This is a genomic window from Rhizobium sp. B21/90, from assembly GCF_019355815.1.
Classification (GTDB): domain Bacteria; phylum Pseudomonadota; class Alphaproteobacteria; order Rhizobiales; family Rhizobiaceae; genus Rhizobium; species Rhizobium rhododendri.
In genome coordinates this window covers 1,464,631-1,477,787 of sequence record NZ_CP072163.1, presented here as the reverse complement: position 1 = coordinate 1,477,787, position 13,157 = coordinate 1,464,631, and the positions used below count along the sequence as shown (strand labels likewise).

Below are 13,157 nucleotides of genomic sequence, written 5' to 3'. Positions count from 1 at the left end.
ATGGCTTGGGTTCGTTGTCGTTCAGGGCGCCAGAAAACGTCGGTAGAGCGCTGACACCTGCCCCTCTACATGCGCTTCCGTGAAGCCGGCCACAATCCGCGCGCGGGCATTGACCCCGGCCTTCGCCACCAGTGCGGGAGACGATGCCAGGGCACAGATTCGATCCGCGAGTGCCAGGACGTCGTCGGGTGGAACGAGCCAGCCCTCCAGCCCTTCCCGCACGAAGTCCCGGGTGCCCGGAACATTGGTGGTCAGGATGGCCCGGCCGCAGGCGCCTGCTTCCAGGATCGAGCGCGGCAGCCCTTCTCCGCCTCTGGTTGGCAGGCACGCCAAATCATGGGCAGCCCAAACCGACCGCACATCCTGTGTTGCGCCCTGCCATTTTATCCCCGGCCGCATCGACCAGCTGTTCAGCGTTTCTTCGGAAAGCGATCTGGGGTTGGATGGGTCCGGCGTGCCATACAAGGAAAGGCAGACATCATATCCGCGCTCGCGGGCGATAGACACCGCTTCGACGGCAAGATCGGCTCCCTTGGACCAGACCATGCGGCTGACCATGGCGATTTTCAGTGCACCGGCCTTGGCCGGCGCGGCAGGCGTGTAGAACTGCGGATCGACCCCGGCGCCCGGCACGATGGTGACATTGGAGGCAGTGGCCGCCAGCCCGAAACTTAAGGGATCGGTGACATTCTCGAAAAGAAACTGGTTTTGGCCGCGCGACGCAATCAGCGTGATGGAACTCTTGACAAGACGACGCAAAATTCCGGCGCCCAAGCCCCTGTTGGCAGTCAGCAAGCCGCCACCGGTAACCGCCATGACGCGGTTTTTAACCCCCGCCAAATTGGCCGCGAGACCGCCGAGAATAATCGAACGCAACGCGATGCAGTGAACGATGTCGACCTTTTCTGCCCTCAAGATTTTTGCCATGCGCCGAACCGAAGAGGCAACGGCCAGCGGTCCGATACGACGCCTTTCGACATTCAGCGGAATCACGCGAGCGCCCAGTCTTTCCAGGGGCGACTGCCAGCGGCTAACGCGGGTAATGATGAGCGGATCAAGGCCGGCATCCTGCGCGGCACGCAGCATGGGCAGAAAATGCGACACGAAAAACCAGTCTTCGGAAATGACGAAGGCGATGCGCGTTCTATTCGTAACCATGCCGGTGAGCCTAGCCCTTCTGGTAGCGGGATGCCGTTAGCGCTGAATTGCTGTGCGAAGAACGCGTATGATGTCCTTGGGCAGACGAGCGTAGATAGCATGCGCCACTCTCAGAAGACGGGGATTTTTACGCCAGAAATCCCGGAGAGGGAGCGAGAACGGGTTTTCGTGGATCAAGGTCCGTTCAATGAGATTGGCCAACTGCGCGGTCGAGAGCGTCGATGACGGCGCCTCGAGGACAGGCACGGCATTTTCCATAGCGCAGGACAGGAAACCCTGACGCACAACGATGGCGGAAAACAGTCGTTCCAGCGCATGTGCCGCTGTTCCGTCCAACTGCCCGTGTTCGGCGGCGAACTGAGCTTCAAGATCGTCCGTAAGTAGCGGCGTCAGCGGCGAGCGCCGGAACCAAAACATTGATCCGGCAGCGAAACGGGTCGCTGTGACATCTACCGCCATATCCCAGCCGAAAAGGCTGGCGAGCATGCCTGACATGATGCCGTCGTTGATCGATGTGCGGCCATCGAGCGCCATGAGATGCGCCTGCGGAGCAACAAGAGCGATCCGTTTCTCTTGCGCCAGCAATCTATGCCCAAGAGACGCGCCCTGCCCTTCCGTTTCCAAGAGCGAGCAACACATGAAGCGCCGCCAGTCGGCCCCGTCAGAGCGATGCGGTGAGCGCTTCGTATGCAGTTTCAAGCCGATATCCGTCTGCGGCAGGTCCGGATGGCGGAGCGCGCGCAGGAAAGGCAGGATGTCGCGCCCGCGGTTTTCGAGTTCGATCTGGCGTGAGAAGACCAGAAATGGCGTATCCGGAATGGCCACCGCGCCCATGCCGGGCGGCCGCGTGACGACGAGACCAAAAGGCTGCCGGACGGAATTGGCGATTTCCAGACGCATTTCCTCCCAGACCTCGGGATAGAAGACATGCACGAAAATCGTGAATTCGGCTGGCTTGTCAGTCTGCTGGGTCAATGGCGATCGCCTGTAAAGGTATGTTACTCATAATTTTCCGCTGCGTCCTAGGACCCCGTGTAAGACACCACGTGTCATCATCCAAGCGTTTTCCAGCCGTTTGCCGGGGACGAAGACACTGAAGAAGACGAGTTGCTTTGCCATGCGCCGAAGGAGGATAAACCGCCAGGACCAGCCGATCCAGGGACGGCGGGCCAGCAGAATTGAGTTGCGTGTATAGTAATAGTGCCGCAGCGGGCTATGAACCGGGAACCGCCGCCCTCTGTGGACGATCCAATCGTCACCGAGACTATGCTCCATCTGCGCTGCCGGTATCCCGTAGCTGGAATACCCTAGCTGCTGCGCGCGAAGGCCCCACTCGATATCGACGTAGTCTATGAACAAACTTTCGTCCATGGCGCCGACAGCGCCCAGAACGGCTACGGGGATAAGGCAACCCGAAGCAATCAGGAAGTCTGCCGACACGGCCGAAGAATGGGGTTCGTGAGGCGAGCGCTCTTTGAGCGCCCACCCCTCCCGGTAGACAAAGGGCGAATGGGCGCCTTGACGAGGATCACTGTACTGCGGCCCGACCGCCGCAACCGCGATCCCCGCCTGCTGCAATTGGGTCAGGCCTTCCAGAAGACAGGCCACCATATCGGCTGCCGGTAGGCTGTCCTGATCAAGTAGCAGTATGTGGGTTGCACCCCGTTCGCATAGCCTTTGCATTCCGACATTTTGAGCCCGTGCAATGCCATCGTTCGCGCCAAGGCAGATGACGTCCAGACCGTACTCTTCCGGAAACGTCGGTAGCAACAAACCATCGCCATTGTCGACCAGAACGATGGTGCCGACTTGCATGTGAACGGCGGCGAGCTGCCTCAACAACGGCTCATGGTGCGGCCGATAGGTCACGACGACACAGCCTATTCGCTGCTGACCACTGCCCGTTGAGTCGCCTGCGAACAATTGCCTGTCCTCCGGCTCATGATTGCCATCCATCACCGACCGCATTTAATTGATCCAAATTCAGTCGCGCAGGCTTGCCAGGAAAGGAGCGTGATCAGTGCCCGACGGATGCCGTGTAAGCCGCCAATACATCGTCAATGGGGCCGCGCATCCGCACGCGTCCGTGCTCCAGCCACAAACCCTCCGAACACCATTCCCGGATCAGTTCGTTCGAATGGGAGGCGAGGACAAGGATGCCAGCTGATCCGATAAAAGTGCGCATGCGTTCCTTGGCCTGCGCCAAAAAGGCCGCGTCACCTGCCCCGATACCCTCATCTATAAGAAGAATATCCGGCTGGATAGAGGTGGAAACGGCAAAGGCCAGGCGAGTGGACATCCCGGCGCTGTAAGTCCGCAGAGGCATGTCCAGGAACTCGCCCAAACCCGTCATCGCGCCGATTTCCGGCGAGGCGGCAATGATATCCTGTTTGGAGTACCCGAGGTACATGCCGCGCAGGATGATGTTCTCCCAGCCGGACGCCTCCGGGTCCATGCCAAAGCCAATATCGAACATCGACGCCACGTCACCTTCCACCCGGACGCTCCCTGCGGTCGGCTCGTAGATGCCGGCCATGACACGAAGGATGGTCGACTTGCCTGCACCGTTGTGACCGATCAGCCCCACACGGGCGCCATGATCGATATCGAGCGTCATGTCGTCAATCGCCCGGATGACAATGCTGTTGGTGCCCTGTTTCGGCCTGATCTGGCCGCCGGTAACAGAAGCCAGCAGGTTGTTCTTGAGGGAGCGGTTTGCCGGCTGATAGATCGGGATGTCGACCACAACGTTGTGAAGGGAAATACTAGCCATGATGCTCAGCTCCAATACACGACGCGCGCGCGGTAGCGCGAGAAGAATGTGATACCGGCGATGCCCAGCGCTATGGTGATACCGATGCAGGCCCCCCAGTTCATCAGGGTGCCGGTGCCACCAAGCAGAGGATCGCGGGTAATTTCGATGAAATGGTAGAACGGATTGGCGTTCAGTACGAGCCCGCGCCCCTCTAGCGTTTGTGCGCTCCAGATGATTGGTGTCATGAAGAAGGCAAGTTGCATTATGCTGGCAATGATCATCGGGATGTCGCGGAAGCGAGCGCATAGCGGGCCGAGGATCAGGGAAATGAACACGCCGTTGAGGAAGATCAGTAAGACCGCCGGCATGAATAGCAACGCCGACCAGCCGGGATTAATCCTGAACACGGCAATGATGATGAAATAGATGATGAAATTGTGCGCAAAGGTCAGCAACTGGCTCCAAACGAACTGGTAGATATGAATGCTGAGTGGCATACGGATTTGCCGCAGTGAGCCACCGGCCGCGGTGAAAATGTTGCATGCACCGATAATGACGCCGCTGATCAGCCCCCAGGTGATCAGCCCGATCGCGAGATTTGGCAGATAATGCGCCAAATCGACCTTCATGATCTGGGAATAAAGCAGGCCAAGGCCCATCACCATGACACCCATGGAGAGCGTCAGCCAGAAAGGTCCAAGCACTGAACGGTTATAAAGACGTTTGACGTCGCGCCAGCCGAGATAGAGCCAGAGCTCTCGTCGATCTATACCCTGCCACAGATCATTCAGGGCAGGCCTCATATAGTTTTTCTGGCTGGGCATCATTCTCTCTCAGGCGAATGCTGTTGACGCACGCGGCGGACAATCGCCCGTGATCGATATTTCACAAGGCGCTCAAAAACAAGTACGGACGCCAGGCTGTATCAGGATGCAAGCGTCGGATCCCCGCTGTTGCGCGGTGGCCAAGCGAGCGAGAAATCCTCACTGTTGAGGGTCAGGTTGACGTTATAAGCCGGATCGGGCTTAGTTTGTGTTTCCCAGCGCTTGTACATGTATCCAGCCTCTCGGTTAAAACGCTCCACCTTCTCCGGAGTGTCCTCCACACCTCGCGTGGCTGACTCGTGGTGATATAGGTCCGCGTAGGGCGTCCAGACGTTGCGGTAGCCCGCCGCAAGGACTTTCAGACAAAAATCGACGTCGTTGAAGGCAACCTTGAGGTCGACTTCATTGAAGCCGCCAACCTCTTCAAAGATTGCTTTCTTCACGATGAGACAGGCTGCCGTCACAGCGCTGAGATCCTGTGGCAATTCCGCCCGACGGAAATAACCAGGATTGCCCCGCTTTAGGAGCTTGTGTGCATGTCCGGCAACACCGCCAAGACCTATGATCACACCTCCGTGCTGCAGCCTATCATCTGGATACCATAACCGCGCGCCGACAGCGCCGACGCCCTTTTGTGTGGCGAGAGACATCATCTCACTCAGCCAATCCGGGCTGATAACTTCGATATCGTTGTTGATCAACGCAATATAATCTCCGTTCGCCAGCTTGACGGCCCGGTTGTTGATTGCGGAATAGTTGAAGACTTGCTCGTCCCGCTCGACCCGGACCTTCGGGTTTGCAACGATGTCGCGGAAATAGGCCAAGGTTTGCGGGTCATCGGAGTTGTTGTCGATAATTACGATTTCATAAGCTGGATAGGTCGTTTTCTCGAGGATAGATGTCACGCATTGCCGAAGGAGATCTAAACCGTTTCGGGTCGGTATGATCAAGCTAACGAGCGGTAGCTCCGCCGGAAGAGCGTAGTGGACGCGGTACATCGCCGATTCCAGGATCTCGACCTGCCCATCAACCTCGATTCGCCGCAGATGATCCTCAAGGGCTTTCTGACCCGCGACAACCGCATAGCTTTTGTTGGCATTAGCCTGAGCCGTACTGTTGGGATGGCTACGCCAATGGTAGAGAACCCGGGGAATATGAACGACGTTGGCTGCAGTCAAGCCCTCGCAGAAACGAAGAACGAGGTCATAGTCTTGAGATCCCTCCAATCCCTTCCGAAACCCACCTATAGCCCGCACCCGATCAATTTTATAGGTTCCGAGGTGGCAAATCATATTGTGTGTGCGTAGTAGTTCGAGGTTCCAGTCGGACTTGAAATAGGGCGAGAAGCGCTGACCGTCTTCGGTCTTGTCTTCATCAGAATAGACCAGCTCAGCGGCGGGGTTATCGATAATAGCCTTCGCTACATAGAAAAGTGCGTCCTCGGAGAGAAGGTCGTCTTGATCTAACAGTGCCATCCAATGGCCCGTGGCAAGTTCCAGTGCGGAATTCGAGGCTTCCGAAATATGTCCGTTCGCTGAACGATAGGTGACCTTGATCCGCTTATCCTTCTTGGACTGGCGGTCGAGAAATTCCTTCACGCCCGAGTCGGTCGAGCAATCATCGGCGATACAGAGCTGCCACTTGGGGTAGATTTGATTCCGGACAGAATCGATTGCAGCCTCAAGCCACGGCAGATCCGGATTGTAGACTGGCATAACCACCGAGATTAGCGGCGGGCGCTTCCACCGCGCTAGCTGCCGCTTCATATGCTGACGCGCTTTATCATCCAACGTCGCATAAAGCTGCAACCATACTTTGTAGTCACTGCTAGGTAGGATGATGCCGTGTTCGGCAAGCGCTTGATTTCTCGCGTCGTTTGCACGCCGCCATGCTCTTTTGATACCAAGCAGACCCTCCTTGGAGATCACGTGCCTAGCCGAGCGTAGCAGAGCAAAGTAGCCACCGCGGCTCCTGGCAAGTTTCGGCACCACGCGAGCGACATGGAGCGCGCGCCGGAATTGATGACCGATCAATCGGTATGGAGCCATAAGACGCCAGCTGGTCGAACGGCGCATGACATCAAGAGCTTCATCGTGGCGCATCAACTGTTCAGACAAAGCCGTATTTAAATGACTGATTGCATTATGCAGGCCTGCAATCTCACTCTGAGCCTCCTGCAAGCCTCTTTGAGCTTCCTGCAAGCCTCTTTGAGCTTCCTGCAAGTCCTTCTGCTTCTGAAGTACGTGTCTCTCGTGCTCCGCTTGGGCGTCTTGTAAGCGCCGTTCTGCCTCGTCATGCACGCGCGCTAAATTGGCAGCGAGGTCTTCATGAAACCTCTGCATCTGCCGGGATTGCTCCATGCGCGTGAACACCAAAGTTGCATACGCAGTCAGTTCCTCATCCGTCACCGGGGTGCCCCGGCGTTCGAGCACTATGGCCCAAGGGCATAAGTAACTTGCATCATAGTCGGAACGGGGACCAAAACCGTGCTGCTTGAACATCTTAAGCCAGTGCAGCGGCGGCCGCACCGTCAGGTGGGTCGGCTCGGTAAAGTCATCCGGACTCGAAGAAAACAGGATGGTGTCGCTGGCTTTGCACAGGTTGGCGATTGCCCTGCGCCCATCCTCTTCAGGCATGTGCTCCAGCACTTCGATGCATGTAACAAGATCATACGTGCCGTCAATGGGATCGGCGATCGAGCCGACCTCGCAAAAAGCCTGGAGCGCCTGCGGCATATCGCCCACCGCATATTCGGAATAGTCCCTTCCAAACGCCTCCACATGGCACTTTCGCAATTCCTCGACCAGAAAGCCCTTCGCACATCCTGCATCGAAAACGGTCCGGGGGCGAAGATCATTGGTAATGTGCCTGGCTATCGTTCCAAAAAAACGTGACCAATGCGGCTCGCTGCGGTCGTAATTAAGACCGCCACAATGGCTTCGATAGTAGTTCTCATCATAATCCGTCTGTGAAGGAACTTTATTCACCTGGTACACCCTTTATGAGATCCCGCGATCTCTGCTAGCACCGATTGGCGCATAGCTTCAACCCGCGCGTTAGCCTGACGGCGTCTTCCGACCCGGACAAGCATCGTAAACCAACTCTTAATGGCTCAGCTGGAGGTTAAATGTCCAGTTAGGGGCGTACTTGAACGTCGCCTCCCCTTCGCGCGCGCGCGTGGTGAACGCTGGCCAATCTTCCGTAGCCCATGGCCACTCCCGGCTTTTCGGTTCGAATGGCAAGTACCACATCATCACTATCAGGCCGGCAGCGCCGACAATTTTCAAAAGCAGAGAACGTTCGCGCAACGCCGATGCAGCAATGAGGAGCCATAGCACGCTTTGGACATACCAATATCTTTGAGCGACGGTGCCGCTTACAAAAATGCTCGGTTGATGATTGAACTTGAAAGCTATGATCAATGTCAGAGACAACACGCCAATCAATATCGCAGCGCGGAACCATTTGTCATCACCGTGCCAAACGGTCGACGCCAGAAGTAAAAGCGCGCCCAAGGGCCAGAGTGACAGCTGGAACGGAAGTTCCGTCAGACGCCAAAGAAGCCAAAGAATTTGGGGAGGTTCTGTAGCGGTGGGAGTGGACGAGTAAATGATGACACAGACCTGGATCGCGGCACACGCACCGCAGGTCAAAGCTTCCCAGTTCCACTGTCCCTTTTTGAGCCTGTTCACGAGCACAGACGCAAAGACAATCGGGCCGAACGCAACTGAAAAGGGACCCGAAAGCGACGAAAGGAGCACGAAGGTTATAGATTCGCGTTTTCGGAAGGAGCCCGATCTGAGGATGACGCATAGTAGCGCGGGAGCCATGATCCACTGAAGATTGGTAACACTACCAATGGGCTCCGACCAACCGGGCGCAATAATAACAGACAATGCGGCCACAGTGGCACTCAAACAGCCGCCTATCACTCGGATGAGGATACTCACTACCCAAAGGGTGACGACAAACATCACCAGGGTAAACCACCAAGCCGCCCATTCAATCGGTAGAACGCTCAGTGCGGCTGCCGACAATCGCGGAACAGCGTGAAGATAACCAGCATAAGGTCGAAAGAGGCTGGACAAGCCCGAGATCTGATATTCATGTATAAATTGGAACAGATCTTCAGCCCAAAATCTTGGTGGGAATACGTCAGGAGCTCTGACAAGAAGAACAAAGACAGATAATATTAAGAGAAAAATTAAGAAACCAAAATCCGAAGAATTCTTTGATTCGTTCAAATTTGTGTCAATATTTTGGATATATCTGTTAAGAGGATGCAATTTTTCTACTCGAAGGAAGGTACCCGCTATTAAACTGGGGGTTCGTTAACCGCAATGCAATACATTCCGTTGGTTCAGGATTATTTCTCAAGACTTACCTCGCTCCAGTAACTCCAGTCCCAAGTACATGTCTTGCCACAGTCGGTGCGTAACTCGATTGTCGAAACGCCTTCAGGAATAGCGATTATCTGCGCCTGCTCGATGCGATCATCGCTGTTTTTGACTGGATCGAGGCACTTTTGCATTAGGGTCGATGTCACAGCCGTCGCAACGAAGCAGACCCCGTCGGTTTGACCTCCATCCTTCCAGGACCCTGCACGCATTCCGAACGCTAGCTTCAGGTTGGCGCCGGAGACAACAGGTATACTCAGTTTGGACGGCGCATGAGCAAGTATGCCTTCCGGTACCGCAGCCAGAGTCTGCCCGTTAAGAGGATTATTGGCGACAAGCAGCTCGAGGCGTTTCAGTTCTGTCAACTTTTGCGAGACGAGGGCTCCCGAATCCGCGCGCTTCAACGCATCGTTATTCAACGGAGTAAACTCCACATTGATGTCGCTTTGAAAAGCCAATCGCACTGAGGCGCTTTCGCCGACCGCAACAGATTTTGCAGTTTGCAGATGCGCCTCTTGAGAGTGGCCGGTCGACACAATCAGATAGTCTGATGGGGTACTGACGAGTGGGGAAATAAGGAAACCTTCGGCAGCCATCGCCGGGATGATCCGGTAGGCCGTCTCACTACCATCCTCGTAGGTGACGATTAAAGCCGTAAGCGGGGGTCGATACAGCAAGTCGAGAAGACGCCCCAAAACCGTTGGATGCATTTTTACCGATAGCATCATCGGACCGGGTTGATTGGGCAAAGGAATCTTTTCACCCATCTTCGCCTCGACGCGGACCACTTGCCCCTCTACACCCGCAATCGGCATCGTCCGCTTCTTAAGAAGCAGATTGCGTCCTAGGTCACTATCTGGACTGTATGATGCAAAAAACAAGGGCCACAAGGAGCCTTCCGCAGATGCTGGATGACGCCCATCAATGGAACCGGGTGCCATAAACAGATAGTCCGGCGCCCGATTCCCTTCAAAAAAAGCGTGATTACGAGCGATTAGCTTAGTTGAATAGCTCGTATATTCCTGGATAGTTGGTCGTGGAGTGAAGTGCAAGCCGTTAGCGATAAGGTCAGACTGCTCTGATTGGATGATATCGACGGTCCCCTCAAGCTTGGGAAGTGGCTGCTTTAGACGAATTTCAGAAAGTGAAATTTGGCGTCGTTCTTCAAGTTGCTTCTGCCAAGTTGTCGGTTCAATAATCAATGAAATAGTGTCCGTAATACCGCGACTGACGACCTGTGCAGTCTCTTCGGCCACGGCCAACGGGAGCGGAAACTTGAACTTATATACGAGCACATAGGGCGGTATGATAGTGAGAACTGCAAGCGTAGCGATGCCGCACCAGGCAGGCTTGAAAGGCTTCAAGCTCATGAAACCCGCAAGGATGACTGCCACCGAAAGACTGCTCCAAGCAATAAGGGAGTGAAGGTCATGACGGACAAAGCCGGCCTTCCAAGCGATAAACAGATAGGCAGCGGTTACAATAACCTTTGCCCCGTCGGCGAGCGGATCTTTCGAACCGCTGCCTATATAAGACTGTCGTACGAGAGCAAAAACAAAGGTTGCGGAAAGCATCAGCCAAGCGCTGACCTCCGCAAATCGACCAGGCAGGCTCATAGCCGAGGAGTAGCCACTGGAGACCTCAAGGCTGGAAATAAAAAACGAGGGCAAATGATCTATCTGCTGACCACTGATGGTAAAGCCAACAATTGTTCCGATGAATAGCATCACCGTCTGAACGGGGACGGCCTTGCGGCGGATGGTCAATACGTCAAGTATAATGACGGTTATAAGAGATAGGGGAAAAATGGAAAACTTCGCGAGGCACAAGATTCCGCACAGGAGCGAGCCGACCGCCGAATGCGCATTTCGCCATAGATTTCGACCACCGCCGTTTATGAACACGAGCGCGGTGACCAATGGCATCATTAGAAAGAAGGTATCAAAGTATATCAAGCAAACACTTAATAGGATGAACCGCAAAGCAGCGGAATAGGGACTGGCACCATCCCTAAAAACCGTGGCGGTCGAAACTGCAAGATGCAGCAATACAAGGATCGATAAAACCGCAACTGCGTATGTATATGCACCAACATACTGCCGCGAATAGAGCGACGACAGCGGACCACCCGTGAACACGATGTCAGTACCGAATCGCCATCTCTGCTCAGTGGCGAATGCGAGAGTTGCCTGCCAAGAAGGATCAAGGCCGGCTTCGGTTAGATGAAAACGAAGCGGCTGGAATTTTGCGTAAAACAAAATTACGCACATCAGAAAAAGAAGAAGGCCGTATCGGACCGTTCTAAGAGACGTTCCCCTCATGTGCCGCGCCTCGAAAAAGTAAAATACTTGTGCATGAAATAACTAGTCGCAATGGGGCTGAGTACCCCAATGATATGGCCAATTGTCTCTGCTTGCGTTTGTATTCCTAGTTTCGGTAGTAGGTAGCGGGCCAAAGTTATGCTTATCAACCAAACCTGGGCGAAAGCCACGACATTGACGAGCGCGAACCGGATATACTCTTCGTGAACGCGCTTTCCAGTCTGTTCGAACACCATCAGTTTCATCAGTACGTAAGCGGTGGTCATGCCGAACAAATAAGCGATCGTAACAGCTATCGAATAGGGTGTTATCTGAGATAAGGCAATCCGCGAAAGGATATTGACGCCCGCCGCCAAGCCCCCCGAGATCGCAAATCTGACAAATGGCTTGGATAAGAGACCAGACAATGCCGACCTCATGTTGACACTGCTTCCGCCATGTCACGACCGTAGCGCACGCTTTCTGATATACCTCTGTCTTCGGGGTAATAGTAGCAGGTGTCGGCAATCTGTAGACCGGCGATCGCAGTTTGGATGGGGGGCAGCTTGTCTAGGAAATTGGGCTCACAGACAGGCTGCGCATATTTTAGACGGCCGACCTTTGCGTCGATAAAGTCTGTCGCGGCAATTGCAGGATTGACCTTGCGGATGTAGCTAAACGCTTCATTGATGAATTCCTGGTCGCTCCACTGCCACTTCGGCTGGGTAATGGGCATGTAGTATGGCACGTAAACTACTGTGTCTTCAACGGGACGCAAGTTGGAGAACTGGATCACACCTGGGATCTCGATCGTCTCATCAATGATATTGATCCAAAAATGCTTGCTAATCGACTTCTTAAGCCGAAAAATAAGGCATACCACACCGATATTGCGGATCGCGTCATATTGCGCCTTCGCGTCCTCCGGCAGGTCTGGCACAAGGGTCGAAATCAGCGGGGTTGGGACGGTGGAAATGACCGCATCGGCAGGATAGAACCTAGCGCCGGCCCGCACGCCTTTCACCTTGCCGGCCTCCGTCTCGACCTTCTCTACCGAGGTTGCCAGATGTAAACGGCCGCCCTTAGAAGTATACGCCGACACGAGCGCATCGACCAGGGTCTGACTGCCGCCCTCGATGTATCCAAGTTCTTCCTGAAACAGGGAACGTCGTGAACTTCCAATACGGCGTACGCGGGTGGCGATCCACGAGGCGGAAATATCGTCAGCAAGCTCGTAGAATTTTAGGTTCATCAACCGCTTCCATAGCGTGTTGTAGACTTCTCTGCCCGATCCACTTTCGAGCCACTCGCGGGCAGTCTTGTCCTCGATCGATTTGAAGCTCTTGGATTTGGTGGTTATGAACATTTGCAGGCCAGTGCGGATTTTGGCCATTAGGCTAAGATGCGGGAACCGTAACAGGGAAATCGGATCCCCCCAGGGATAGATTTTTCCCTTGATGAAATAACCCATCGAAGTAGCGCGCCAACGCATCTTGTCGGCAATCCCAAGCTCGCGCATCAAGGCAAAGGTCGGCTCATCCGACTTGCACACGAAATGGTAAAAACGCTCGATCGACAGCGGACCGAAATCGAAATGCGCGGCCATGCCACCTGGGACGCTGTCAATTTCGATCAGGTCGACCTCATGCCCTAGCTGCACCGCGCGATGTGCAGCCGCCAACCCCATGGCGCCAGCGCCGATGACCACAACTCGGCTCATCAT

10 protein-coding genes are annotated in these 13,157 nt (G+C 54.9%); all 10 read right to left on the bottom strand.

What is annotated here, in order from left to right; genetic code table 11:
* Positions 1 to 21: 21 nt before the first annotated feature.
* The 10 genes from J5278_RS24805 to J5278_RS24760 all read right to left on the bottom strand — a co-directional run bounded on the left by J5278_RS24805 (position 22) and on the right by J5278_RS24760 (position 13,154).
* Positions 22 to 1,158, bottom strand: coding sequence for a glycosyltransferase family 4 protein (locus J5278_RS24805; protein ID WP_219258781.1), 1,137 nt, complete (start codon positions 1,156 to 1,158; stop codon positions 22 to 24).
* A 36-nt stretch (positions 1,159 to 1,194) separates the two neighbouring features.
* Positions 1,195 to 2,133, bottom strand: coding sequence for a rhamnan synthesis F family protein (locus tag J5278_RS24800; RefSeq protein WP_209186556.1), 939 nt, complete (start codon positions 2,131 to 2,133; stop codon positions 1,195 to 1,197).
* 27 nt (positions 2,134 to 2,160) lie between these two features.
* Positions 2,161 to 3,126, bottom strand: coding sequence for a glycosyltransferase family 2 protein (locus tag J5278_RS24795; RefSeq protein ID WP_247749895.1), 966 nt, complete (start codon positions 3,124 to 3,126; stop codon positions 2,161 to 2,163).
* A gap of 49 nt (positions 3,127 to 3,175) precedes the next feature.
* Positions 3,176 to 3,946: an ABC transporter ATP-binding protein gene (locus J5278_RS24790; protein WP_247749894.1), complete on the bottom strand. Its 771-nt coding sequence runs from the start codon at positions 3,944 to 3,946 to the stop codon at positions 3,176 to 3,178.
* Positions 3,937 to 4,737, bottom strand: coding sequence for an ABC transporter permease (locus J5278_RS24785; protein WP_209186555.1), 801 nt, complete (start codon positions 4,735 to 4,737; stop codon positions 3,937 to 3,939). Before J5278_RS24785 ends, J5278_RS24790 begins: the two co-directional genes overlap by 10 nt.
* Positions 4,738 to 4,838: 101 nt before the next feature.
* Positions 4,839 to 7,724, bottom strand: a complete 2,886-nt coding sequence (locus J5278_RS24780) for a glycosyltransferase (protein WP_219258772.1) — start codon at positions 7,722 to 7,724, stop codon at positions 4,839 to 4,841.
* 117 nt (positions 7,725 to 7,841) lie between these two features.
* The gene (locus tag J5278_RS24775) at positions 7,842 to 8,981 is read right to left on the bottom strand and encodes a hypothetical protein (protein WP_209186553.1); all 1,140 of its coding nucleotides are present in this window, start codon (positions 8,979 to 8,981) and stop codon (positions 7,842 to 7,844) included.
* 122 nt (positions 8,982 to 9,103) lie between these two features.
* Positions 9,104 to 11,455 carry a hypothetical protein gene (locus J5278_RS24770; protein WP_219258771.1) on the bottom strand — a complete coding sequence of 784 codons (2,352 nt, stop codon included), beginning with the start codon at positions 11,453 to 11,455 and terminating at the stop codon, positions 9,104 to 9,106.
* Entirely contained in the window at positions 11,452 to 11,874 is a 423-nt protein-coding gene (locus tag J5278_RS24765) for a GtrA family protein (protein ID WP_209186551.1), read from the bottom strand. Before J5278_RS24765 ends, J5278_RS24770 begins: the two co-directional genes overlap by 4 nt.
* Entirely contained in the window at positions 11,871 to 13,154 is a 1,284-nt protein-coding gene (locus J5278_RS24760; RefSeq protein ID WP_209186550.1) for an NAD(P)/FAD-dependent oxidoreductase, read from the bottom strand. The genes J5278_RS24765 and J5278_RS24760 overlap by 4 nt, the downstream gene beginning before the upstream one ends.
* Positions 13,155 to 13,157 lie beyond the last annotated feature (3 nt).